Annotated in this window: 21 protein-coding genes; 9 read left to right on the forward strand and 12 right to left on the reverse strand. The window is 40.6% G+C overall.

The annotated features are described in order from the left end of the window. Nucleotides 1-58: 58 nt before the first annotated feature. Nucleotides 59-643: a hypothetical protein gene (locus M23134_RS38330; RefSeq protein WP_053337318.1), complete on the reverse strand. Its 585-nt coding sequence runs from the start codon at nt 641-643 to the stop codon at nt 59-61. 103 nt (nt 644-746) lie between these two features. On the opposite strand from M23134_RS38330, the gene M23134_RS16815 reads away from it, so the two are divergent. Continuing rightward, nucleotides 747-2,735, forward strand: coding sequence for an ATP-binding protein (locus tag M23134_RS16815; RefSeq protein WP_002698194.1), 1,989 nt, complete (start codon nt 747-749; stop codon nt 2,733-2,735). A gap of 73 nt (nt 2,736-2,808) precedes the next feature. On the opposite strand, the gene M23134_RS16820 is transcribed toward M23134_RS16815, so the two are convergent. From M23134_RS16820 to M23134_RS16860, 9 genes are all read right to left on the reverse strand, one after another. Further along, nucleotides 2,809-3,234 (reverse strand): hypothetical protein, encoded by a 426-nt coding sequence (locus M23134_RS16820; protein ID WP_002698195.1) that lies wholly within the window; start codon nt 3,232-3,234, stop codon nt 2,809-2,811. Further along, nucleotides 3,231-3,722: a Rab family GTPase gene (locus M23134_RS16825; protein WP_002698198.1), complete on the reverse strand. Its 492-nt coding sequence runs from the start codon at nt 3,720-3,722 to the stop codon at nt 3,231-3,233. Before M23134_RS16825 ends, M23134_RS16820 begins: the two co-directional genes overlap by 4 nt. Continuing rightward, nucleotides 3,706-4,467, reverse strand: coding sequence for a hypothetical protein (locus M23134_RS16830; protein WP_002698200.1), 762 nt, complete (start codon nt 4,465-4,467; stop codon nt 3,706-3,708). The genes M23134_RS16825 and M23134_RS16830 overlap by 17 nt, the downstream gene beginning before the upstream one ends. A gap of 24 nt (nt 4,468-4,491) precedes the next feature. Further along, on the reverse strand, nt 4,492-5,166 hold the full coding sequence (locus M23134_RS16835; RefSeq protein ID WP_002698202.1) for a hypothetical protein: 675 nt from the start codon (nt 5,164-5,166) through the stop codon (nt 4,492-4,494). 250 nt (nt 5,167-5,416) lie between these two features. Beyond that, nucleotides 5,417-5,749, reverse strand: coding sequence for a hypothetical protein (locus tag M23134_RS16840; RefSeq protein WP_002698203.1), 333 nt, complete (start codon nt 5,747-5,749; stop codon nt 5,417-5,419). A gap of 243 nt (nt 5,750-5,992) precedes the next feature. Beyond that, the gene (locus M23134_RS16845) at nt 5,993-6,625 is read right to left on the reverse strand and encodes a peptidoglycan-binding domain-containing protein (protein WP_002698205.1); all 633 of its coding nucleotides are present in this window, start codon (nt 6,623-6,625) and stop codon (nt 5,993-5,995) included. Between the two features lie 347 nt (nt 6,626-6,972). Next, entirely contained in the window at nt 6,973-8,496 is a 1,524-nt protein-coding gene (gene gpmI, locus M23134_RS16850) for a 2,3-bisphosphoglycerate-independent phosphoglycerate mutase (protein ID WP_002698207.1), read from the reverse strand. Between the two features lie 543 nt (nt 8,497-9,039). Continuing rightward, on the reverse strand, nt 9,040-9,801 hold the full coding sequence (locus M23134_RS16855; protein ID WP_045113736.1) for an acyl-[acyl-carrier-protein] thioesterase: 762 nt from the start codon (nt 9,799-9,801) through the stop codon (nt 9,040-9,042). A gap of 77 nt (nt 9,802-9,878) precedes the next feature. Next, nucleotides 9,879-11,060, reverse strand: a complete 1,182-nt coding sequence (locus M23134_RS16860) for a leucine-rich repeat domain-containing protein (protein WP_002698214.1) — start codon at nt 11,058-11,060, stop codon at nt 9,879-9,881. A gap of 282 nt (nt 11,061-11,342) precedes the next feature. On the opposite strand from M23134_RS16860, the gene M23134_RS16865 reads away from it, so the two are divergent. The 4 genes from M23134_RS16865 to bshA all read left to right on the forward strand — a co-directional run bounded on the left by M23134_RS16865 (nt 11,343) and on the right by bshA (nt 17,571). Next, nucleotides 11,343-13,211 (forward strand): PP2C family protein-serine/threonine phosphatase, encoded by a 1,869-nt coding sequence (locus tag M23134_RS16865; RefSeq protein WP_002698216.1) that lies wholly within the window; start codon nt 11,343-11,345, stop codon nt 13,209-13,211. A gap of 294 nt (nt 13,212-13,505) precedes the next feature. Next, entirely contained in the window at nt 13,506-15,494 is a 1,989-nt protein-coding gene (locus tag M23134_RS16870; protein ID WP_002698217.1) for a PP2C family protein-serine/threonine phosphatase, read from the forward strand. Between the two features lie 192 nt (nt 15,495-15,686). Further along, nucleotides 15,687-16,109, forward strand: a complete 423-nt coding sequence (locus tag M23134_RS16875) for a MaoC family dehydratase (protein WP_002698219.1) — start codon at nt 15,687-15,689, stop codon at nt 16,107-16,109. Between the two features lie 322 nt (nt 16,110-16,431). Further along, a complete protein-coding gene (gene bshA / locus M23134_RS16880) occupies nt 16,432-17,571 on the forward strand; it encodes an N-acetyl-alpha-D-glucosaminyl L-malate synthase BshA (RefSeq protein ID WP_002698220.1) in 1,140 nt (379 codons plus the stop codon). Between the two features lie 178 nt (nt 17,572-17,749). Here bshA and M23134_RS38335 read toward each other — a convergent pair whose 3' ends face one another. Beyond that, on the reverse strand, nt 17,750-18,340 hold the full coding sequence (locus M23134_RS38335) for a CAP domain-containing protein (RefSeq protein ID WP_157558515.1): 591 nt from the start codon (nt 18,338-18,340) through the stop codon (nt 17,750-17,752). A gap of 1,068 nt (nt 18,341-19,408) precedes the next feature. Here M23134_RS38335 and M23134_RS16890 point away from each other — a divergent pair. From M23134_RS16890 to M23134_RS16900, 3 genes are read left to right on the forward strand one after another with little or no spacing between them, the layout of a single operon-like run. Further along, the gene (locus M23134_RS16890; RefSeq protein ID WP_002698226.1) at nt 19,409-20,272 is read left to right on the forward strand and encodes a hypothetical protein; all 864 of its coding nucleotides are present in this window, start codon (nt 19,409-19,411) and stop codon (nt 20,270-20,272) included. 11 nt (nt 20,273-20,283) lie between these two features. Beyond that, nucleotides 20,284-20,760 (forward strand): hypothetical protein, encoded by a 477-nt coding sequence (locus tag M23134_RS16895; RefSeq protein WP_045113738.1) that lies wholly within the window; start codon nt 20,284-20,286, stop codon nt 20,758-20,760. Nucleotides 20,761-20,807: 47 nt separating this feature from the next. After that, nucleotides 20,808-21,377: a hypothetical protein gene (locus tag M23134_RS16900; RefSeq protein WP_002698230.1), complete on the forward strand. Its 570-nt coding sequence runs from the start codon at nt 20,808-20,810 to the stop codon at nt 21,375-21,377. Between the two features lie 1,449 nt (nt 21,378-22,826). Here M23134_RS16900 and M23134_RS41200 read toward each other — a convergent pair. Continuing rightward, nucleotides 22,827-22,976, reverse strand: a complete 150-nt coding sequence (locus tag M23134_RS41200; protein ID WP_002698234.1) for a hypothetical protein — start codon at nt 22,974-22,976, stop codon at nt 22,827-22,829. Nucleotides 22,977-23,083: 107 nt separating this feature from the next. Here M23134_RS41200 and M23134_RS16925 point away from each other — a divergent pair, with 107 nt between their 5' ends. Then, complete coding sequence (locus tag M23134_RS16925) at nt 23,084-24,538, forward strand: tetratricopeptide repeat protein (RefSeq protein WP_157558516.1); 1,455 nt, start codon at nt 23,084-23,086, stop codon at nt 24,536-24,538. The last annotated feature ends 53 nt before the right edge of the window (nt 24,539-24,591 follow it).

A 24,591-nucleotide genomic window follows, 5' to 3' on the forward strand; every position in this document is an offset into this window, starting at 1 on the left:
GCCCTTGGGTACCAGCTTGCCTGGTACCTAAAGACTTGAAGCTCGCCCCTGTGAAGGTCTAAAGCACTTTTGCATGGATAAAATAGGGGCGTTTGTCGCGCATAATAATTTTCTGAAAACCATCGATTGTATATGTTGTAATTCGATAATCATTGCCTTTGTTTTGGCACTGGATAATAAGTTTGGTGCCAGAAGCAAATAGCGCATTGTCATTGCCCACAATAATTTTCACTGATTTAGCTACTTTTTTATCATTGCCCAATTCTACAGTCATCTCTTTTACCGAATTCTTTTCCTCTTTTGTAGTATACTTGATAATTTTCCCTTTTTTAACAATGTCATAAGTACCAATCAGAGCAGCTTTGTTTATATCAGCATTGATAAACATACGTAACTCTTTTTCCCAGTTTTTAATCGCCAGGGTCTTGGTTACAAGTTTACCCTCATTGCGCACCTGTTTTTTTACTTTAGGTTGTTGTTGGTTGAGCCAGGTTATTTGTGTTTGAACAAAACCCTTCAGGTCAAAGTAAGGCTGGGCAGTACCCGCTGCTGTTTTATTCGGATTTTCGCAAGCCATGAGCCCACATAATGTCACAATTGACCAAAGCAGGAATGAATTATGCGACCAATTTTTCATTTTCATATTCAAAAGCTTTAAATTTATCAATTCAATGTTATAATATAGGGGATATTCTCAAACTTGCACGCCCTTCTTGCCACCACGGCATACCGAAGAATTGTTCAGTATGGAAAATTTAGATATTTATAAAGCACGTTATTTAGCCGACCGTTGCCAGTTTATATTGTTTACCCCAGAGGGTAAGCTTGTACAAACCTGCAATACATTGCTAGACCTCAACGTTTACCTCAACCAATCTATTTTTCCTGTTTTTCCATTTTTAGAAAGCCTGCAAGATACCCTGGCGTTGCTTGAGCCCGGACAGCCTCCGTTGGAGTTTCCTCGCCTCGAAAACTTTGTCAGTGGCATAGATACCAGTTTCAAAGTGTTGGATTGTCGCATAGAATGTATCTTAAACAATCAAGTACCTACACTGTTGCTGGTAATAGAGCATCACCCTGACGCACATCAGTATATTTTTCAGATTCAACAAGAAGGAAAAGAATCTGCCATTCAAAAAGAACTGTTAGCAGTACAAAACCGTTCCATCGAACTTGAAAAAGAACTACTTCAACTCAAAAATGAAGAACTTAAACGGATAGAACAATTTAAGTCTAACTTTTTTGCCGAAATCAGCCACGAGTTGCGTACCCCACTCAATGGCATCATTGGGTTGACAGATTTGTTACTGGAAGTAATGACCAACCCACACCACGCCGATTACTTAAAAGCCATTCAATCATCCGGCAATCATCTGGTAACCATTGTAAACGATGTGTTAGATATGTCAAAAATAGAGTCAGGACAGATGCAGTTTGAAGAAACACATATTAACCTGCCCGAAATGTTACAAAATATTGTATTGAGTTTCAAACAAAAATTTATGCAAAAAGGCATACAAGTCAATACAGTATTAGCTACCGATGTGCCAGAAGAGGTGTTGGGAGACAAAGTCCGGCTAACTCAAATCTTGTATAACCTGGTAGGCAATGCCATTAAGTTTACCAGTGAGGGAGAAGTAAGTATAGAGATAACATTTGTTGCTCCTGTACCTTCTGCTGATCAAGCAGAACAAATACAGTTAGATTTTATAGTAAAAGACTCTGGCATAGGCATCAAGAAAGAACGTTTACAACAGATTTTTGAACCCTATCAGCAAGCCAGCAAGCAAACTACTCGATTGTATGGAGGTACTGGACTGGGTTTAAGCATCGTAAGACAACTCATAGAACTACAAGGGGGACATATTAGCGTGAACAGTCGTTGGGGCGAAGGCACTATATTTAATTTTGTATTGCCACTTAAGCTTGCACCAGAGATAGAACCCTTGACCAATTCGCCCGATTTCCGGCATTCTATTCTTACTCCGTTCGATGTACCTCTCAAGGTTTTACTTGCTGACGACAACGATGTAAACTTATTGTTTGCCCGACAAATACTGCAGGAGTGGAACTGTAAAGTGATCACTGTCTCGAATGGCAAAGAAGCGGTAGAGTTATTGAAAAAAGGGGAGGCAAAAGAAGCGTTTGACCTGGTATTGATGGATGTGTATATGCCCGAAATGACTGGCACAGAGGCTACTCACTATATAAGAAAAGTGTTACAAATATCGCCAGATCAATTGCCTATTATAGCGCTCACTGCATCTGTGTCTCAGCAAGAGCGAAACGAAGGGGTACTTGATCTGATGGATGACTATTTGATTAAGCCTTTCAAAAAAGAAGATTTGTACGCCAAAATTGTACAAATGACCCAAATTACCAAGAGCGAGACTTATATAGATATGAGTTACCTTGAAGAGGTGTCTATAGGTGATTCTAGTTTTATTCTCGACATCGCAGAACTCTTTATCCACCAAACCTGTACTGACATTGATAAAGTTCGAGCTTTGATGACGGCTCAAAACTGGGAAGACATGGCGCTTGCGGTACACAAAGTAAAACCAACTTTTAAACTATTGGGTATAAAACCGGCAGAGAAAAACCTCGAAAAGCTACAAAATTACGCCAAGCAAACGATCAATATAGACCAGTTGCCTACATTGCTGCAAGAGGTAGAAGATATTTATCAACTTGCCGTAGCTGAACTTAAGCAAAAATTATCGTTGAGTGAGTAGTGGTAAGTGATGATAGAAGCCACCATTATATGTTACTACAAGCCCTTGGTTATCACTGCAGTGGTCAATAAAGTTATCTACCTGCAGTGCTTCTCTCATTTTGTACAATCACCATATTGCGTTCTTGCTGAATTTGCCTCAAATAATAATAATGGGTGGTGTTATCTCTGATGATCCAGGCAATGAACGAGTGTTCAGGGGAAGGTTCAAATCGTTGAAAGGTGAAGTCGTAAATTTTGCTATGACTAAAGAAAGGAATGTCTAAACGAGGAAAGTAAATAGGTGCATCGTTGGTTGTGATTTGTACCAGAGTTTCTTCTATGCTTTCCAGAAAGGGGATAAAAGTAAAAGCTGATAACCCCTGGTATAAGTTCAAATTGAACAAACTATTACAGCTTTCAACAATCACTCCTTGGTTGTCTAAAAGAACGAATTGAAAGCCAGAAGGGGAAAACTGGCTTTTGAACTGCTGTAAAAATGTTCGCTTTTTTGTACTCATTCTGTCATTTGTTTGGCAATCATTTCGAACATGGCTTCTACATTTTCGCCAGTTTTGGCACTGGTAAAATAACTTGCTTTAACCGAGAGCTTTTGCTGAATAGAACTGAGTTCAGCATCACTCAATAAATCTTTTTTGTTGCCAATAACGCATATTGGGGCATTGGGCAACTTAGAACGGATAAAGTCAATGTCTGAAGTTATATTTTCAAACGATGAAGGACGCTGCAGGTCAAATACATAAATAACTCCGTGTGACCCTAAATAATAAGAGGCGGGCACCTTTGTTTGAGATACTTCTCCTGCTACATCCCACAAAATCATATTGACCGTTATATTGGCAAGATTTACCACTTTCTTGTCTATACGTACCCCAAGTGTAGTGAGGTATTCGTCCGAAAAAGTTTGATGAACAAAGCGACGTACCAATGAGGTTTTCCCTACGCCAAAATTCCCTACTAAAATAACCTTTTTACTTATTTGTTGCATTGAATTGGTCAAAATATGTTTTAAGCTTTTCTGATATATCAGTTTCCGACAAATTATCTAAAGATTGAGTGAGGTTTTGTTCAGCAAACAACTCCAGGTAGTCTAATAACTGAGTTTTGTATTTAGTGTTTACCGAACCCGAAACAATGGCGGTTAGATAAAACTTATAAGAGTTTTGAATCATAATTTTGAAGGTACCATACTCAATCATGTCCAAAGATCCGGTTTTTTGTTGAAACGCATCTTCAATAAATGACTTGATCGCGGTGAGCATGCCTGCAATTACGTCTTGGTCTATGGTGTTGTTGTGCGAGTATTTGCCGTGCAAAATGCCCGACTCCTGGTCTATCACAAAAACCTCTTCTACTACTGGAGGGATAAGTTCCTTAATGATCAGGTCTTTGTGACTTATCCCTTCCCATAAAGCAATGAGTTGTTTTCTTATATTTTGCACCGAAAATGTGCGATCTAATTGCTTGTCTACGTTTTCTGATAGTTTTTCGAACTCTACCTGAACAAACTTTCGAATAAGCTTGCCTATGAGGGGGTAAATAGCCTCTATCAGGGCATCTTTTGATTCTTTGAGCTCAGTTCTCACTGTTTTTTCAATGACCGGCTTCAGATTTTCATTCCGCAACTCATCTATGTTGTTTTGCAGATCATCTACCTTTCGGGTAATTTTCTCCTGAGTTTTACGATCTTCTTCCAGTAAGATTTCTTTCAATTTCTTGAGTACATCGTCCATAATCGTAAAACGTTAAAACGAGTCTTACAGTTGTTGCGATAAATCCCGCAATTTATTGGCTGCAGTATGCTTGTTGGCATAAGATTGCGCGTACTCAGATACGTTTTTGGTGATTTCTTCGATCAAAGCCTTCAGTTGTTCATTGATTCGGTTTTCCATTTCGTCTACCATTCCAGAAATTTCCTGTGCCATGTCCAGAATCTTCTTCTTGTCTTCTTCGTAGTTTTGAAGTAATTCTTTTTGGGCACTTGCCAGGTTTAGTTTCAGGTCGCGCATATTGCCACCCACAATAATTTCTTTGACTGCGTCTAAACGTGAATAACGATCTACCCCATTTTTATCAGTTACCTGATGTTCGGGTTGGTCGGCAAGCAGAATAAAACCATCTTCTTGTTGTTCGCGCAAAGAGTTGTTAATCAAAGAAGGAAGATTTTTGTACAAGTCCTGTAATTGCATTTGAAAAACCCGGCGGTTTTCTTCCAACACATTTACAAACAGGCTTCTCATATCATTTACCTGATTGTCATAGTCTTTTTTGTTTTCAACCAACATGGTAGCAAACAATTCTTTCATTCCTTGCAACTGACCTTCAATTTCTCGTTTATCGGGTCCTACAATCAGTTCTCTAAAGGTATTCACCTTTTCTTCGCTTCCCAGCTCTTCAATATTTTCTTCCTGTTTTTTGTCTTTATCTTCCATGACGACTCTTTAAAAATATTTTAGGAGATATGTTGTAAATGTCCGGTGTCGTTTGCAGATTTTGCTCATCTTTTGACTGCTTTGCAGGTTAGCCTGTTGTCAGGTTGTTTTTCAGTCAAACGAGCACGAGCCCGGCTTCCGAACAATGATAGTTTTTGAACATATAAGTAGTACCCAATCAATTAGACGATGTGGCATGTAGGGGCTACAAGTATGTTATAAATAAACCTCAAATACCCAAGAGGTAAACTTATTCGGCGTCGGAACGCAAACCCTCAGATATTTTAACCAATACATCGTTCAATGCACGCTTGCTTACGTGGGATTGTTTTTGTTTATCGAGCGCAGCTTCGGTTGCTTTTTGCAAATCAGCTATTTGTTGGTTAAGGTTTTTTTCAGTAGTTTGAATAGCTTCAATGAGCTTGTTGCGTACTTCCTCAATTTTAGACATTACCTCTTCGCGGTTTTGCCCAATATGATTTTTAAGCTCCGAAATCTGATCATTGTAACTCTTAATATCTGGCCCAAATATCAGATCTTTTACCTCGTCTAGTTTAGTTTTTGGCTCGTTTACGTTTTCCATCCTTTTTCAATTACAATTAGCGTTTCGTTAAGCAAAGCATTGAACAATCACCCACAGCGTTTAGTCGGTAGTTTGTTGTTGATAGTTTGATAGCCAAATTGTGGTAAAGTGCTATGTGTTTGACTAAAGAAACTAACCAACCGAAAAAAGCAGTGGAGTATTAATTAACAATACCCAACTTAAAATAAACTTCTATTGGTAGTTATGCTATACAATAACGAATTTGATTCAAAAATACAATAATTATTTTAATAACAAACGTAATGTACGTTCATCCACCTTTCCCGAAGCAAATATTTTGTTCTTTATCTGAAACTTCATAATGGCCTCTTCTGTTACATCGCGATACTTACCATCAAGTGGTATTTTATACCCTTTTTTTATCAATTGATTTTGTACCTCCCAGGTAAGCAAAGTAGTATCTCCCTTGATGATTGGTTGCTTTTCTATGCGTTGAAAAAGCTCATAGTTTTTGGGAGTAATGCCTTTTTTTTCTACAAATTTAATCGCTTTATTGTCCAGTCCCTGGGCTTTCATTTTCTTTGACGCAATGAGTTTAGCTTCCAGGTGTTTTATCCTTGCCAGCATTTGGTTGTATGCCTGCACTGCATTTTGGCTCTGGGGGTTGGTTTGGTCTTCATACAACACGTCTATACCTTCGTTATACCATACTTTGCGAGCAAAACTTCCGGCTTTGTGTGCCAACTCAAAATATTCGGTTACCAGCTTTGTATCGTGATAGTTGGCATCTATTTCTTTGGTTTTTGCAATATAGTTATAATCCCGCCCTGGGTTGTACCTGCGGTATTTTAGGTATTGATTGATAGCCAGGTATACATTGGCTACCAGTAAAATAAAAACGACAATACGTTTCATTAGGTATGATTAATTGTATGATTAAATTTATATCGTTTTACTAGTGCTTTAGGAACTAAGTAAATTCTACATTATTTCGAGTTTATTTTGGTGGCTGTCAAACCTACAAAAAACGAGCATAGCCTAAGCTACGTGAGTTTTTTTAGGTGAAGTCAGCAGGCAAAAGAGACCGAAAGAAGTGTAAGGGGTTTAGTACCCAAAGCACTAGAGCTTACTGGTTGGCAAGTCTTCATTGCTGGCAAAGTAGCCACCTCAGGTGGGTGTGGTGTTTCTGAGCCTAAAGTGGCACTCCTTTTTCTGATACGCCCCAGGTCAATGACCAAAAGCTTGTTTGTAGGAGGGTAATATCACTGCAATAAATTGTCTCCTGTCATATCTTCAGGTGGATTGATGCCCATCAAATTTAATATAGTTGGAGCAATATCACCTAATTTACCATCTTTTAATGTAGCATCATTGTTTTTATCTATCAAAATGCAAGGTACCAGGTTAGTTGTATGGGCTGTATGCGGCGATCCATCAGGGTTTTGCATAATGTCGGAGTTGCCATGGTCAGCTATAACAATGGTGGCATAGTCATTTGCCAGTGCAGTATCTATTACCACTTTGGCACATTGGTCTACTGTTTCACAGGCTTTTACCGCTGCCTCAAATACCCCCGTATGTCCTACCATGTCAGGGTTGGCAAAGTTAAGACATACAAAATCAACCGCTTTTTGGTGAAGCTCAGGCACAATGGCATCACGAATATCTGCTGCGCTCATTTCGGGTTGCAGGTCATAAGTGGCTACTTTGGGCGATGGACACAAAATGCGACTTTCTCCTTTAAATTCATTTTCGCGCCCTCCCGAAAAAAAGAAAGTAACATGAGGGTACTTTTCGGTTTCAGCAATTCTTATTTGTTGTTTTTGGGCTTTTTCCAATACTTCGCCCAATGTATTGACCAGTTTGGGCTTGTCAAACAATACCTTTACTCCCTCAAAAGTATCATCATAATTAGTCATTGTAAGGTATTGAAGCGACAGTTTATGCATTCCTTCGTCTGGAAAATCTTCTTGGGTAAGCACTTGGGTAATTTGTCTTCCCCGGTCAGTTCTGAAGTTAAAGCATAGCACCACATCACCCTCATCAACAGTTGCAATGGGTGTCCCTTCGTCGTTAACCTTTACTATAGGTTTGATAAACTCATCTGTTACCTCCTCATTGTAAGACGCTTGTATGGCCTCTGTCATTTTTTGGCTTGGTTTGCCTTTGCCATTTACCAACAAATCATACGCTAACTTTACCCGTTCCCAGCGCTTGTCCCTGTCCATGGCATAATATCGCCCAATGATAGAAGCCACCTGTCCGGTAGTTTGGCCTAAATGCTTTTGCAAGTCAGTAAGATATGCCTTGCCTCCCTTAGGGTCAGTGTCGCGCCCATCGGTAAATGCATGAATAAACAACTCCTCTACTCCTTGCTCATGGGCAATGCTACATAAACCTTTGAGGTGGTCGATATGCGAATGCACCCCACCGTCAGAGAGCAACCCCATCAAGTGTATCTTTTTGTGGTGGGTTTTAGCATAATCAAAAGCTTCTTTAAGCGTAGTATTCTCGTTCAGTTCTTTATTTTCAACAGCCCGGTTAATTCGTACCAGGTCTTGGTAAACCACCCTGCCTGCACCTATGTTCATGTGACCTACTTCAGAGTTGCCCATTTGACCTTCGGGCAGTCCTACGGCAAGCCCTGAAGCCTCCAGGCGGCTATATGGGTATTGGGTATATAGTTGGTCGATAAATGGAGTGTTGGCGTGGTCTACTGCCGATACTTTAGGGTTGGTGGCAATGCCCCAGCCATCCAAAATCATTAAAATTACTTTCTTATCCATTTTCTTTCAAATTAGCTTCTAATAGCAAGCAACAAAAACACCATTGATGCATAGTGGTTGCCTACAAGTATTGGGGTTGCAACAAGCAACAGTTCATCGGTATTAGTGTGGGCAAATGGTTTTGCCAAAATTACTAATTTGCAAGTATAGAAATTTTGCAGGGTAAAAATTAGTTTTCAAAGCTTTCGTATCTCTGTTTTTGGGCAAATAGTCCAATTTTTTTTGTAGTAAACACTTAGCAGTGTTATTTCAATGATAAAATAGTGGGTGCAAGTAGGGTATTTGTTGCCTGGGCGATCAAACAGTTTCTTTTGCATATCAATACTCCGCAGTGATTTTAGTCAAAGTTATTTGCTGGTTATCAGTTATTGATGAATTTAAAAACTATTTAATTGGGTGTTTAGGCATACAACCGAAACACTTTTAAAAATAAAGTGAGTACTCAATCTTAATATAAAATACTGGTTTACAGTATTTAACAAGGTGAACATTTACTCGAATCGGCTATGGACTATCGACTAAATACTATGGACTATTGGCATATTATACCCAAACCGTAGTGGCTTGTGCCAACTCTTTTTGATCGCTTTCGCGGATGAGTTGATGAATAAAAGACAATGGTTGGGTACTGGTTTGTTCGGTACGAGCCACTACACCCTCTTTCCAGGTGGTTTCGAGGCGATACAATAAATCAATAGATGCCAACTGCCGTGATTTGAGCACCTCTTCGGGCAACGACTCTATAGCCCACTGCAAGTAATAAGCATTATTGGTGTGTTGGTTGGTGTCCAGGTCGTTCCAACGTACCCTAAAAAGTGTTTCAGAGAGTGGAGCATTTACTTTGGCAATTTTACCCTTGGTACGGGTTATAAAATCTTCATCATCAGGGATAGGCAAACTCGTGATTAATTGGGGTACACCCACCATTTTGCGGGCTTGTATGTCCATGACTGCCCAAGTACTGGTAGCTTGCCCTATTTGCTTGCCTTGTGCATTATACAACTGAAAGTTTCTGTATACAAAATACTTGTCATAGCCGATGGGGTAAGTAAGTACCCGCACTGGTTCATACCGGGAAGGGTATTGCTGCATGTCAATTTTTATACGAGTAAGCACCCACGTCAGGCGATGTTTTAGTAAGTCGGTCACCCCCACCCCCAGATGGTCAGCGTGTTGCCCGGCAGCTTCTTGCAAATAGTTGGCAATCGTTACTGGCGATACCCGGTTATAAATATCTACCTCATAAGCCCTTACCTCAAAGTCGAGCCAGATTTTGGGCAATTGAGTGGTCTGATTTTTTTCCATATACCAAAGGTAAATATTTTTTGCATCTTCAATAATCAAGTCACACACTACCAGATAGGGTTCTTAATCAACCAACTTTAACCTTGTTGAATATCAATTACCCCTTGGTCGGTCTTTACTTGCTCAAGCCGAGGCAATTTGTGTACTACTTTGGGCAATTGCTCAAAGTGGTTGTGGCTAATATCAAGGTATTTGAGCGATACCATGTCTTCTATATGAGTGGGTAAACTCCGTAAATGACAGCCTGCTATATTGAGCTTTTCTACCTGATCAAGCAAGGCTACCTCATCGGGTAGTGTATTGAGTTTGCAAAACGACAAATCCAGGTTTTTTAAACTGCTTATTTTGTGTAATTTGCTAAACAAACCACTCAGTTGCAGGTTTTCATTAAAGTTTAGTTTCAAAGTGTTGAGGTGGTTCAACTGGGTCACTTCTTCGGGAAAGTCTTCAAAGTTTGAATAACCCAAATCGATGCGTTCTAAGGAGGTAATCCGACAAAAGTTTACCGGAAAACTTCCCGAAAGACTTGTAAAGGTCAACTCTTTGAGTTGGGTAAGTTGGGCTACTTCAGAAGGTACAGTGCCAAAAAACTGGTCGTTATTAATAAACAGCTTTAGTTCGGCAAGTTGGTGTAGTTGGGTAATGCCTACCGGAAACTTAGCCAGTTTGCTTTGTATATTGAGGTATTTTAAATTTTTAAGCTGCGCAATATCTTCCGAAATATATCCTAAGTTTCTGTTGATAATGGTGAGGCTTTCGAGCTCGGTTAACTGCCATATTTCTTCCGGAATAGCCTTTATGCTTCCGGCAAGTTGCAAAGATTTACCCTTTTGTACTCTACGCAGTAGTTTCATAGCATCTACTGCCCGGTGTTTCCAGCAAAACTCCCAGCTTTGTACCCAAAAATCTATCAGGTGTACTCCCAATACCTTCACATCTAAGACACCGTGTTTATGCATTTTTTCGAGCAGGGCAGTAAACACAAACACACTGGGAATCCCACTTTTAGGTACAATTTTGGCAAAAAAGAGCTCTTTGGTAGCATTCGCATAAAATCCAATTGGAGCCCTCACTTTAAACAAAGGTTTTGCCTGATTTCGTACTGCTTCATCGGGGTGAAAAAACGACAAAATGAACAAGTAGGTGAGCACTGTTTTGCTGTGGGGTGCGGCTTGTAACTTTGCAAAGGCTGTCTGAAGGTTGGATGGGTTTGTACTGGCGATCAATTCATGAACATTCGTAATCTCCTGGTTGGTCATATTAGTGGAGCTTTAAATTACACATAGTTAAGTAAAAATCATACATCATATCTATTCTAATGGAAAATAGGTAGCATAGTTTTGGTACACAATTTTTTATTCTATTTTTTTGAAGGAATAGATAGAAAAATAGTTTTTTGCTGGGGTTTAGAAGTTCTTGTTATCAAAGGCGAGTTTCTAAATCCTCCGAATCAAGTTCGGAGGGCTTTGCCTTTTCGGCTAATTTTAAACAAGCTCTGAAATTCAAATACACAAAAAAATTAAATACTATACCATTACACAATGAAAATTGCTTTCCGCTCTATAAGGGCTAAGTTATTTGTATATTTTTTGGGGTTCTTTCTCATTATTGTGTCCTTTATTGGCTACAATTTATGGATTGATACCAAGGAGAGCAGCATTGAGCAAATAGACATGGGGCTGGCCAAAATCAACTTGCAAATATTGACTATTAGTGGGTTGGAACGCGATTTTATGGAAAATGAGATTACTAACCACGATTTCTACAAGCTACGTTATAGCGCATATCTTACCAAAAGAGACAGCATTGTTACTAAAGTACTCCAAAACATTGATCAACTTGCCAAAACCTCTCATACTACTTCACAGGGACTGGATAAAGCAGTTGCTACTATTAAAAATGAACTGGTAAAGTATGAACGCAACTTTAGGCAAATGATCCAGCTCATTAAAAAAAAGGGCTTTAAAGACGCTGGTCTTGAGGGGCAAATGCGGCGTTATATCCACGCTATTGAAGTATCAGACTATAGTAAAGACCTGACCAAATTGTTGATGGCACGCCGTTATGAAAAAGACTTTATTATAAGAAAAGACCTGGAATATGTGCAACAGGTAGACTCTATCAGTAAAGAACTAAAAAAAGACATTGGGCAAAAAGTGCAGGACGAAACAAAGAAAAATACTTTGTTCAATTTGCTCGAAAAGTATAGGGTCACTTTTCTGGAACTGGTAGGCATAGAAGAGAAAATAGGGTTTGACAACCGCAGTGGCTTACGCAAAGAGTTGAATGACTCGTTTGAAGTGATTAAAGGTAGCATTAGCCGGATCAACCGAATGATGCTCATAGAAACTGAATACATTCATGCCAATATTCAACGGAGTAATTGGGTAGCACTTGTGTTGTTTTTAATATCATTTATTTTATTTAGCAGCCGACTTATCCATATTCTGAGCCGCCCGGTAAGGTTACTCTCCAACTCTATTCACGAAATTGTGAGCAAAGATTTTTCTACTCAAGTACCATTCATAGAAATCAAGCAAAAAGACGAAGTAGGTAAACTATCGGCAGATTTTGCTTTTATGCTTAAGCGTATGCACGACTACATTGGCGAAATAAAAACCAAGTCGAGCAACCTTGAACAAAAACAACGGCTATTGATGGATAGCATTCGTTATGCAGAACAAATTCAGCGGGCTATTTTGCCCGAAAAGGAGGAGCTGCAGTCGGTTTTTAAAGATTTTTTTGTGATGTACAAACCTGCCGATTTGGTTTCGGGCGATTTTTACTGGTTGAGCTTTACCGAACATCGGGTGTTTTTGGCAGTGGTTGATTGTACCGGACACGGGGTGCCAGGGGCATTTATGAGTATGATTGGCAATACACTGCTAAATAAAATTGTAAAAGAGAATCATTCACAAAACCCTGCTGAAATTTTAGAAGAGCTACACATAGAGGTAAAGATTGCGCTACATCAGGAAAAATACAAAAATGATGATGGCATGGATGTTTGTTTGTGTATGATGGAGGGACTTAACCAACCCAACCAGGAGGTGAAGATTGTGTATGCAGGTGCCAAACGCCCATTGTGGTATTTTAATGAAGGGGAGCTTACGGAGATAAAAGCTACTAAACGCTCTATTGGTGGGCAAAGTAAGTATCGTCCTTTCGACAACCATTCGTTTACCTTACCACCTGGTAGTAAGCTTTACCTCACTACCGATGGCTTCAATGATCAGCACGATGTAAACCGTAAAAAATTTGGTAAATTACGCCTCATGGAAATGGTAGAACAACACGCCCATTTGCCCATGCCCGACCAAGTCAGCCATTACACACAAGTGCTCAAAGATCATATGCAGGGCAATGTACACCAACGCGATGACATTACTATAGTGGGGGTTCAGTTGTAAACTTCTTATTGGCTTAACACAATTTATTCACCCGTATTTTGGTGTTTTATCTGGTGAAAATTTGGGTATTGCCAGGCAAACCAAATAATTCCATGATTTTCTTCAAAAAAACTCTTTTGATGGTTTGTCCCAAAGCAAGCAAGTGGGCAAAGGCGACAAAGAAGCCCCCTGTTATATGTTTTACCTTAATAATTGTATAACATTGGCTTAAAAAAAAATAAGGTTGTTTGCACTACTTTTGTTGAAAAGTATGGAGCTCATTTAAGATAAGAACCAACTCAAACAATTTAAGTCGTGTTTAAGCAATTTCACACCATCAGGTCAAAACTACTGTTTTATTTCGCCATATTTTTGGTGCTTACTTTTACTATTATATTGACCAATTTTTGGTTCGATAAACGTAAAGATACGATTGATGCCATTGCTGTTCGCCTACAAAACATCAACTTAAACACCCAAATTATCAGCCGTTTAGAGAGCGAGTTTTTTAAAGATGAAATCATCAATCCTCAGTTTTACAAAACCCACCAAAGTACTTACCTTACCCAACGCGACTCGCTGGTAGACCAGGTGCGTACAGACCTACAAACCCTGGCAAAAACCCATGAGCTTGCCTCTACCGAAGTAGCCAATAATATTGAAGACATTGTTGCCCAATACCAGCGGTATGATACTATTTTTAGTAAGATTATCACCCTTATTCAGTTTCGCGGTTTTAAAAACTACGGAATTGAAGGTAAGATGCGGCAATACATTCATCAGGCCGAAGACTCCAGCAAGGTTCATTTATACGACCAAAGCCATATATTGATGATTAGGCGCTATGAAAAAGATTTTATTTTGCGAAAGCAACCTGTGTACATTGCCAAGGTAAAAAAAGCAGTGAAGGCATTGCAAGGCATTGTAAAAAAAGAGGTTTGGCCTACTAAGGTGAAGTATCAGCTTACGCTGGATTTACAAAACTACCTGGAGCTGTTTGACAAACTTACCGCTGCTGAAGCAGCCATTGGTTTTAGAAATAATATGGGGTTAAGGCAACAACTTAAACTACTTGCCAAAGCGATGAACTCCAACCTGGCTACACTCAATCAGATAATACGGCACAGGTCGCACCGTCTGGAGCGACAAATTACCGCCACACTGGTGCTGATTATGGCGTTTTGCGTGGGGCTGATTGTGCTATTGGGGTACACCATTACCCGTATGCTGAGCCGCCCCATCAGGCAACTATCGGCATCGATAGGCGAAGTGATCCGCAGTGGTTTTTCTCACGACCGTAGCTTGCTTAGGTTTGATACTAAAGATGAGATAGGATTGTTGTCTAAAGATTTTGCCTATATGTTGGATACAGTGCATTTTACTATGGACGAGATCAAGCAAAAGTCTGCCAAAATAGAGGAGAAGCAAGCCTTGTTGATGGACAGCCTACGTTATGCCAAACAAATACAGCAAGCGATTTTGCCTGAATACCACGAATTTGAAAATGTATTTAAAGACTATTTTGTGCTTTTTCTTGCCCAACAGGTAGTGTCAGGCGATTTTTACTGGCTATTGCAACGAGGCAATAAAACTTTTGTGGCAGTGGTAGACTGTACAGGGCATGGAGTACCAGGGGCATTTATGAGCATGATTGGCAATACATTGCTCAACGAGATTGTAAACGAAAAAAACGTGGAAGAGCCTGCATTGATTTTAGAGGTGCTCCATCTGGAAATAAGAACAGCTTTGCGACAAGCCCAAAAGAAAAACGATGATGGCATGGATGTGTGCCTTTGTCTGATAGAGCAATTGCCCCAAAGCCCGCGTTGCAAAAAAGTCACTTTTGCCGGAGCCCGCCGTCCGTTGTTGTACTCTGTTGCTGCTGTAGAGTCTGAACTGCTAAACAACCCAACAAAAGAAACAGAGGTGTCTTCATACAATGCTACGGTAGCTACCATCGAAAAACAAATCACTGCCCAGAAAGAACCCACCACGCTACATATTATAAAAGGCACAAAACGTTCAATTGGTGGGGTACATCACTACGAAAACCGCCCATTTCTCAACCATCAGGTCATATTGCCCGAAAACACCGTTTTATACCTCACTACCGACGGCTACGCCGACCAACACAACCCACAGCGAGAAAAGTACAGCCGACAAAGGCTGTATACGCTCATCGAGACCATTGCAAGAATGCCGCTTGGGCAACAAAAAAAGACACTCAATAATGAGCTGGAACAACACATGGTAGGTGCAGTACCCCAACGTGATGATATTACTATAGTGGGGATTAAACTCTAACATTTCTTATTTAACCTTAAAGTATCTCATATCTTTCGACAAAATATTATGATAGTTGCATTGCACTACAATATATTTGTAGGCAAATTTCAAATATGTTGGCATTTAAAATAATTGAGCCCAATATATTTTTATAAACAAAAAGTTTTAATTTGTTTTAGTTTACAACAACATTATTAATTCAATAGATATATGAGATTATACGAAGATATTAATCTGGATGAAACAGAATCTTTTGAAAGAGTAATAACCGAGGATATGGTCAAACATTTTGCAGAAATATCGGGCGATAATAACCCGCTGCACTTAGATGAAGAATTTGCCAAGACAACTCAATTCAAATCCAGAATTGTGCATGGAGCACTGCTTTCCAGCCTTATTTCTGCTACTTTGTTTAAGTTTGCGGGTACTGGTGCTATCTATAGCTCTCAAGAGGTACGTTTTCTGCGTCCGGTATACCTGGGCGATAAAGTAGTTGTCACTGTAAAAGTGATGAGTAAAGAAGTAAAACGCCGCAATGGTATTGTGCACTTATATGCCAAGTGTGTCAACTCGCAGGGCAAAATCGTACTTGATGGCAAGAGTGAAATCATTGCCCCCCGCCGCGAAGCTTAATCGTAGCCAGGCGTTGATAGCTTATATCCTACATTTGAGCAAGTAAAAACCTACTAACCAGTGGTTTAACAGTATTTTAACAGCCATTCTCTCCTTCCGTTAAACATTTTTAAATCGAAATGTAGTTTATTTGTAGTAAATACAAATTTATTGAGGTTTGAAACAGCTTCCATTACACTTTTGTTATTAAAAGCAATAAGCTGTTAACCTATCACACAGGTTCTATACAAGGGCAGGTTTAATACACATACAATGTTGTCCCTTTTTTTGCAAAGAGATGCCATGCTTTAAGCCTACCCTAACCGTCGAAATTTTAGCACAAATGAATATAGGCATTGTTTGTTACCCCACCTTTGGTGGGAGTGGTGTAGTAGCTACTGAACTGGGTAAGGCGCTTGCTCAAAAAGGGCATAAGGTTCATTTTATTACTTACTCACAACCTGTTCGTCTCGATTTCTTCAACGAAAATCTTTTCTATCATCAGGTATACATCCCCAATTATCCACTATTTCAGTATCGTCCTTACGAGTTGGCATTGACCAGCAAAATGGTCAATGTGGTGAAATACGAAAAGCTGGACTTGCTTCATGTACATTATGCCATCCCTCATGCATCGGCGGCATATATGGCAAAACAAATTCTTAAATCAGAAGGCATTAGCATTCCGGTCATTACCACCCTGCACGGTACTGATATTACCCTGGTAGGCAAAGACCCTTCGTTTGCGCCAGTGGTTACGTTCAGCATCAACGAATCGGACGGAGTAACTGCCGTGTCTGAAAGCTTGCGCAAAGATACGTACAGCCATTTTAAAATACGCAACGGTATTGAGGTGATTCCCAACTTTATAGACCTCGAACGGTTCAAGAAACAAAAGAAAGAACATTTTAAAAGGGCCATTTGCCCTCACGGCGAAAAGCTGCTGGTACATACCTCTAACTTTCGTAAGGTAAAACGCATAGAGGATGTGCTGTATACCTTTAGTAAGGTGGTGAAAGAAATACCCGCCAAGTTGTTGTTGGTAGGCGATGGCCCGGAGCGCAGCAATCTGGAAGCGCTTTGTCGTGAATTGGGCACTTGCGAAGATGTGAGTTTTATAGGCAAGATAGACGCCGTAGAGGAAGTACTCTCGGTGTCAGACTTGTTTTTGATGCCTTCAGAAAAAGAAAGTTTTGGGCTTGCTGCACTGGAAGCCATGGCTTGCGAAGTACCTGTGGTGTCGTCAGACGCGGGCGGAATACCTGAAGTGAATGTACATGGCAAAACCGGGTTTATCAGTAAAATAGGCGATGTAGAAGATATGGCAAAAAATGCCCTTTTTGTATTAGATGATGATAACCTGCCCTCATTTAAAGCCAATGCCCTGGCAAGAGCTAAAGAATTTGACCTAAGCCAGATTTTACCTTTGTATGAAGGCTATTACCACAAAATAGTGGAAAAGGTAAAGGGAGCAAAAGTATAAAGTGCTTATTAGGTAAACCGATCCTAGCGAGTTTATAAATTCTCCGAATCAAGTTCGGAGTGCTCAACCTTTTCGGTTAACTTCAAACAAGCGCTTAGTATAAACAGCCAATAAACAAATAACCCCCATAAGATGATTTTTTATGGGGGAGGAGGTGTATATTTATAAGTAAGTTGGACTAATTTCTGTCTGAAAAATCCTGGACACAATTATAACGATACTTTTTGTGAGGCTCTATAGCTACCCCCACATATTTATAAGTAGGGTCAAGTATGGTTTTGCGGTGCCCCAACGAAGGTATGCCATCGTCTATCAATAATTGTAATACAATGCCTAAGGCATCGTTGTGCCCGTAAGAACAGTTTTCGGCAATGGCACCAGACACATATCTGCGCAAGCGTTTTACAAAACTGGTTCCATCACTAGAGTTATGTCCCACCTCTCCGGTGGTGCCCATGTCTTTGGCGTGGAACAAAGCAGCCTTGGTCAATTTTTCGGAAGGCAACAAAGGTACCACCCCTTTAGTTTTACGCAAATCGGCATACAACGACTTTACGTATCGGTTGCCTTGCATCCCTTTGTCTGCCACATATTTATCAAGATACTTTTTGATAAACTGATTACCATCGTGGCGTGCTACGTTCATGAGGTATATTACCTGAGCTTCGGTAGCATCAAGATAGCTTACCCCTTGGGCAGTGTGTAGGTTTTGGGCGTTGCCCGTGCTAAACAACAAAGTGATTAATATAGTTGTAAAAAGGTGTTTCATAGGTTTATTAAGTTGTGATCGTATAAGGGTATACGTGCCAGCATTATGCCAGTACTGCAAAAACCGACCAATAGGAGCATATTTTATACAAAACAAAGAAAGTAAATTGATTGTTTTAAATTGTATAATATAAAGATGAAAAAGGTTGTAAACCTCCTCAAGAGCCAAGCAGTTTACGACTTGTTTGGCATTAAAAGCAACTATATAGAGACTCAAGTCAGGTATTTTCAACAAAAACAGAGGTGGATGACCTAGAGGTTTTATTGAATTATTTAAAGAGCCATTCTTCTAACGCTTGTGTCCAGCACAGTAAATTCAAGATTGTCTATCCGTTTTTTGAAAAAACAGAAAGTTTATAAATACCGCTTCCCCGTGTTGATCTTAAGGCGTTAGCCTAACCTATGAGCCCAACCATTCCGGCGAATGACGGAACACTTGCCAACCCTAAAGTGAGTGCATAAGGTTTTTCAAAAATAAGTTGGTTTTTAAATTGTTGAGCGGCGTTGCTCAGGTCACCCTGCGGTAAGACCCTCGCTAGGGGTAGAAAGTTTTTAACCTTCGTGCAATGGCAAGTTGTAGCCAATAGTCTCCTGACTCCCAACGATTGACTCCCAACTAACCTCTATTGTCAAGCATAAAGCCGGGAGACTTACCCCAGTAAGGCGACCTAGCCTTGGTAGGATTGAAGGGATGAGGGAAGAAGCCTATTTGTGCCAGAAGGGTAGGTTACGCATGGGCGTTGAAACTATTTGAAACCACCCAATACAAAGTTTCAAATAGTGGCAAACCCGATGTTAGTAGGTAAACTCCGGGTTTAAACGCAGGGACAAATAGTTTTGGCAAGCGTGGGGCATGTCCCCGACTTAATCATTGACTATCAAATATTTAGCACTAGCAGCATCCCCGCGCCCAAAGCAGGGACACCACCAAAAAATAAGTATACAAAAAGTAAACGTGCCCACGTTGGGCTTGCATGGCTGAGGTGCTTCCCCTTACCTTTGTGCTCATAATTTTAATCTTTTTTATCCAACACTTAAACAAGGCTTATGACCTAAGCCCGCCAAAGATATGCATACACCTAAAAAAAACAACCAACACAACAGCATCCCCTATTCATCTACCATGCAATACTCTGGTAGCCCTTACAAAAGTAAGATGACGCCTGTACCCTCCAAACACCGCAATATAGACAGGAGTGCAGCGCGCAACAAACAGTTTGCTCACCTGGCAACGCTCGCCCCCACCCCAAAAAGCACTACCGGGGGCTACTACAGCCGCAAGGGGAAATACCTGGGCAGCCACGACCAAGCCAACGACACTGTATACCTGGTAACCAACAAAAAAGAACGCAAGGCAATAAAAGATGCCCACAAACACGGGGCTTGTACCCCCTTGAGCGAGGTACGCTCGGCGGTGGTGCTGCCCAGCTATGCGGTGCGCCAGGCAATGCTAGAGGCGGTCAAACGTTCTAACCAACCCAATGCCACCGTAGGCGATAAAAAGGGGGGCTTTCACGAAGAAGGAGGGATGTTTGGGCTCGATAATAAAGGCAACGAAAATATAGTAGAAGCTTTGCCTGGAGAGTATACTGTACCTGGTCCTGGAGTAAAGGCTAGTGTAGACGTATTTAGCGGGGAGAGTTCAACCGACAACCTCAAAACCATTCATGGTACTTACCATGTGCACCCGAAAGGTACTGCGATAGCTGCTAACGGTCAAAAGTATGACTTTGAACAAGCTCCTTCTAATAAAAATGGCGAAGGAGACATACCCAACGCTAGAGAGCGAGCCAATCCCGACAAAGACGCCAACCCTTACCATGTAACAGGCAATAGCTATGTGATAGGGGCACGCGACAAAACGGTGTATATTTACAATGGCAATGGGGTAGTGGCTACCATGCCCCTCAAACATTTTGTGAAAATTAAATAAATGACTCAACAATGAAAAAAGTATTCATAGTGATATGCGGGGTATTATTTGTTTCAAATATTATGTATGCACAAAGTCCCAAAGGGCTGGTAAGTTTTTTTAAAGATGGTAAAGAGATCAAATTGCAAGACGATTTTAAGATTTATATAGTATTGCAAGACTCGCTCAAAACTACGGTAATAAAACCTGTAGTTAAGAATAATAGTTTTTTTATACCCAATTTTAAAGAAGGGCAAAAAGGAATGCTTGTGTTTAAGTATAGAAAATACTTGATAGGCTTTACCCAAAGGGTTGATATGAAACAGGACATTGCTTATGATTTTGGAATAGATTACAAGCCGTTTGATAAGAAGTTTACTAATGGAGAAAAACTTAAAAAAGTACGGCGTATAGTTTACTTAAGTTGGCCTTATTCTAAATCGAGAGTAAGAATAGAACTGAAAAAAACTAAAAAATACCGCCGCAAAATACTCAAGCTGATAGAGTAGCTAGAGACTGGTTTTTCAAACATTTTGTGAAAATTAAATAAAATCACATGCAAAAAATACTCATTACTACCTGCTTTGCTTTGTGCCTGGCAGGTAGTGCCTTTGGGCAGTCATACATAAGAACGATTAGCTTTACCAAAGACGGCAAAAAGGTACAGCTACACGATGACTTTAAGATTTATTTGGTGTTGGAAGATTCGCTCAAAACTACCATTATAAAGCCTGTGATCAAAAACAATAGTTTTATCAACCCTCGGTTTGAAAAAGGGCAAAGGGGAACGATAATTTTTCGTTATAAAAAATACTTCATGTGGTTTTCCACTCGGTTATATTCAGACCAAAATGATCGTTTTAACTTTGGAGTAGATTATCGCCCTTTCAACAAGAAGTACTCGAATGATAAAAAACTTAGGGGAGTAAAATACTTGACTTATTTAGAGTTATCTTGGTGTATACTTAGTAGGCGAAATAAAACACCCCAAAAAATACCGCCGCCAAATACTCCAACTGATAGAGTAGCCAAATGCCTGCCCCGCTCAAGCCCACCTTGGCTGGGGCTTGTTTTTGCCCACATCTCCTGCCCCTACCCAAGCAAATCACCGAAAAAAACCTCTTAAATACAAAGAACAAACTTTGCCCAAATGCTTTGATTTTGTTCCTGCGGTAGCCGCTGTGGGTCAGCGGGTTGGCTTGGTTTTGTTCCTGCCCCAACCCCCAGGAACACCCCCCCCAAAAATAGATTTTCAACAAAAAACAGAGGTGGATGACCTAGAGGTTTTATTGAATTATTTAAAGAGCCATTCTTCTAACGCTTGTGTCCAGCACAGTAAATTCAAGATTGTCTATCCGTTTTTTGAAAAAACAGAAAGTTTATAAATACCGCTTCCCCGTGTTGATCTTAAGGCGTTAGCCTAACCTATGAGCCCAACCATTCCGGCGAATGACGGAACACTTGCCAACCCTAAAGTGAGTGCATAAGGTTTTTCAAAAATAAGTTGGTTTTTAAATTGTCGAGCGGCGTTGCTCAGGTCACCCTGCGGTAAGACCTTCGCTAGAGGTAGGGGTACGCATAGGCGTTGAAACTTTTTAAAACCACCCAAAACAAAGTTTCAAATGGTGGCAAATCAGTAAATAAAGGTAATTCCCTCTATTGTCAAGCATAAAGCAGGAAGGTTTACCCCAGTAAGGTGATCTAGTCTTGGTAGGATTGAAGGGATGAGGGAAGAAGCCTATTTGTGCCAGAAGGGTAGGTTACGCATGGGCGTTGAAACTATTTGAAACCACCCAATACAAAGTTTCAAATAGTGGCAAACCCGCAAAACTCAGGTAAACCGCTTGAGTTTTGCAGGGCGCACTCACAAAGCAGTTTCTAAGCGGATTATCTACTTTATAATCAATGCATTACCTGTTTTATTGTTGCTTCCCTCAAGGCAGTCACACGCCCCCAAAACAAGTATACAAAAAGCCGCTTTTGGTAACTACTCCTCTATAGGGCGTAGTTTTTTTAACTTAAGTTTCTGGCTGGTAAAAAAGTGTTGCCCGCGTGGGCAAAGGCGGATGAGCTGCTTGTGCAGATAGGTAAAAATACAAGGTGACAACTTAGCCCCACAAACACCTACCCTGCCCGAAACCACCCTCAGGCGGGGTTTCAAATGGTTTCAATCCAAGCGAATACCCTTGGATGTTTAAGGATAAATCCTTTTTTAAAGAGGCGTATGTCCCCATTTGAGCCTCTGACTATCAGTTGCTTAGCGCAGGTGGTGTCCCCGCCCCCAAGCAGGAATACCGCCTGAAAAATAAGTATACAAAAAGTAAACACGCGGCTATAGGCTTGCATAGTTGGGGGCGTAGGCTTAGATTTGCGATAAGGCAAACACATTTTGTTGTGCCCCAATGCAAGTACCCGATACTATCAAAAACTAAACTATAATCCTTTGTATGTGATGAACATAACGCTGCCCCATGCTGCCCCCCCACCTACTAAAAACCCCTTGCCCATACTGGGCAAGGGGCGGCAAAACCTTGTGTATATACCGTGTAATATAACCAGAACTTTTCCCCTTGTTTTAGGTAGTTTGTGTTGTTGTTTTTGGAGGTGGTGGAGGTATTTGCCCACCATCATTACAACATGTACCCCCTTTTATTTGGCGCTGGTAGTGGGTGGGCAAGGCTACCGTGGCAAATTGCCCCCAGGTGCTTTTGGCTTTGTTTTTCATTGGATAAAAAATTAATGATAAAAATTAAACAATTAACCCGTTTCTTGTAGGAATCTCAAACATCTAACCCGCATAATTATTTATAACAATCCCTCTAATTTAAGATCATGAAACAGCTTACTCTTATGATACTATGGCTATTGGGTGGCTTGGGCTCTCCCCAGGCACAAACCAATTTTACAGAAACTTACAAAAAAGCCTATGCATTTACAACTACCCAACCCGATTCGGCATTGTATTGGGCACACAAAAGCCTGCCGCTTGCCTACACTCCCCAACAGAGTTATGATGCCAATTATTTACTTGCCTATACTGCCTATAAACTTTGTTTGCCAGGGCTGGCAATACAAGGCTACCAGAAAGCGGCACAAATAGCACCCAATACTACCAAAAAATATAAGGCTATCAATAACTTAGCATCTACTTACCTCGCAATAGGAGACTACAAGAAAGCAGATAGTTTAAACAAACAAAGTATTGCTTATTTTGCAAAGCAAAAAGATACCTATAGCCTTAGCTATGCCTATGAACTAAAGGGAATGATTTTAAAAAAACAAGATAACGACAGTGCTCTCACAGTATTACATAAGGTAATACGGCTAAGGCAGCAGGTAGACGCTAAAAACATAGGCATTGCTTATCATGAGTTGGCTGCCGCCTTTGTACATTTTGGGCTTAAAGACTCCGCTGTAGTATACCAACGCAAGGCCTTAAAAAATTACCCTATCAAAACACCCGATAGAATAGCTCTCCAGCACACCCTATTGGCAAAATACCTCATGTTCAATAAGCAAATACGCCAGGCTTTGCCCCACTTGCAAGCTGCCCAAAAGCTGTCGAAGCGCCCGTTGACCGAGTTGCTTTGGTGCCATACTTTTGGGCTGTATCTAAGTCGGTTAAATGCTCCTAATCGCACCCGCCAGGTATTTGCCCGTTGCGATTCGTTGTTGGTACGTGCCCTTGCTGCTGCCCCCGATGCCCCCACCCGCAAGGCTATCAGCGCTCAGGCAATAGCCATGTATGACGATGCCCTCAAGCTAAAGACACTGCCCAACAGCATCCGCTTAAGCTACCAGGGACAGCTTAAGCTTGCCCAAAAGAACCTAAAGTTTGCTAACAAAACCCTTAAGCTCAAAGAAGATTACTATAGTCAACAGTTGGGAAGTGTTGGCTTGCCTCGAGATAACCAACCAACTCAAAGTAACAAGGGCTGGCAAGGGGTAATAGTGGGACTGAGCGTATTGATAGGTTTGGCAGGAGTGGCGTTTGGCTGGCGCATACGGCAACGCAATAAACAAGTGCCTGTACCTACACCTGACCCCATAGCTAAAGAAAATGCCTTGGTAATGGAGGTGGTGCATGTCTTAGACACAAAGGGCATCAAACTAAAATTCATAGACCAAGAGGCAGTCAGGCTATTGTGTAGGGGAGAGTCTTACAGTAAAATAGGCAAAGAGCTCAACGAAAAAGGCGATACAACCAAAACCCGACTAAACAGGTTTGCCAAAAATGCCGGGTATGCAAGTATGCTGGAACTGATAAAAACACTAAGAAATACGTAAAATCTGGTCAAAACTACGGTTACCTCAAAAAACTTTAAAAAAAAGTAGCGGGG

Origin of the sequence: Microscilla marina ATCC 23134, from assembly GCF_000169175.1 — a bacterium.
Lineage (GTDB): Bacteria > Bacteroidota > Bacteroidia > Cytophagales > Microscillaceae > Microscilla > Microscilla marina.

What these genes read in the sequence shown, in the direction of transcription:
- M23134_RS38330 (WP_053337318.1), bottom strand. Translation starts at nt 643, where the DNA reads ATGAAAATGAAAAATTGGTCGCATAATTCATTCCTGCTTTGGTCAATT.
- M23134_RS16815 (WP_002698194.1), top strand. Translation starts at nt 747, where the DNA reads ATGGAAAATTTAGATATTTATAAAGCACGTTATTTAGCCGACCGTTGC.
- M23134_RS16820 (WP_002698195.1), bottom strand. Translation starts at nt 3,234, where the DNA reads ATGAGTACAAAAAAGCGAACATTTTTACAGCAGTTCAAAAGCCAGTTT.
- M23134_RS16825 (WP_002698198.1), bottom strand. Translation starts at nt 3,722, where the DNA reads ATGCAACAAATAAGTAAAAAGGTTATTTTAGTAGGGAATTTTGGCGTA.
- M23134_RS16830 (WP_002698200.1), bottom strand. Translation starts at nt 4,467, where the DNA reads ATGGACGATGTACTCAAGAAATTGAAAGAAATCTTACTGGAAGAAGAT.
- M23134_RS16835 (WP_002698202.1), bottom strand. Translation starts at nt 5,166, where the DNA reads ATGGAAGATAAAGACAAAAAACAGGAAGAAAATATTGAAGAGCTGGGA.
- M23134_RS16840 (WP_002698203.1), bottom strand. Translation starts at nt 5,749, where the DNA reads ATGGAAAACGTAAACGAGCCAAAAACTAAACTAGACGAGGTAAAAGAT.
- M23134_RS16845 (WP_002698205.1), bottom strand. Translation starts at nt 6,625, where the DNA reads ATGAAACGTATTGTCGTTTTTATTTTACTGGTAGCCAATGTATACCTG.
- gpmI (WP_002698207.1), bottom strand. Translation starts at nt 8,496, where the DNA reads ATGGATAAGAAAGTAATTTTAATGATTTTGGATGGCTGGGGCATTGCC.
- M23134_RS16855 (WP_045113736.1), bottom strand. Translation starts at nt 9,801, where the DNA reads ATGGAAAAAAATCAGACCACTCAATTGCCCAAAATCTGGCTCGACTTT.
- M23134_RS16860 (WP_002698214.1), bottom strand. Translation starts at nt 11,060, where the DNA reads ATGACCAACCAGGAGATTACGAATGTTCATGAATTGATCGCCAGTACA.
- M23134_RS16865 (WP_002698216.1), top strand. Translation starts at nt 11,343, where the DNA reads ATGAAAATTGCTTTCCGCTCTATAAGGGCTAAGTTATTTGTATATTTT.
- M23134_RS16875 (WP_002698219.1), top strand. Translation starts at nt 15,687, where the DNA reads ATGAGATTATACGAAGATATTAATCTGGATGAAACAGAATCTTTTGAA.
- bshA (WP_002698220.1), top strand. Translation starts at nt 16,432, where the DNA reads ATGAATATAGGCATTGTTTGTTACCCCACCTTTGGTGGGAGTGGTGTA.
- M23134_RS38335 (WP_157558515.1), bottom strand. Translation starts at nt 18,340, where the DNA reads ATGAAACACCTTTTTACAACTATATTAATCACTTTGTTGTTTAGCACG.
- M23134_RS16890 (WP_002698226.1), top strand. Translation starts at nt 19,409, where the DNA reads ATGCATACACCTAAAAAAAACAACCAACACAACAGCATCCCCTATTCA.
- M23134_RS16895 (WP_045113738.1), top strand. Translation starts at nt 20,284, where the DNA reads ATGAAAAAAGTATTCATAGTGATATGCGGGGTATTATTTGTTTCAAAT.
- M23134_RS16900 (WP_002698230.1), top strand. Translation starts at nt 20,808, where the DNA reads ATGCAAAAAATACTCATTACTACCTGCTTTGCTTTGTGCCTGGCAGGT.
- M23134_RS41200 (WP_002698234.1), bottom strand. Translation starts at nt 22,976, where the DNA reads ATGAAAAACAAAGCCAAAAGCACCTGGGGGCAATTTGCCACGGTAGCC.
- M23134_RS16925 (WP_157558516.1), top strand. Translation starts at nt 23,084, where the DNA reads ATGAAACAGCTTACTCTTATGATACTATGGCTATTGGGTGGCTTGGGC.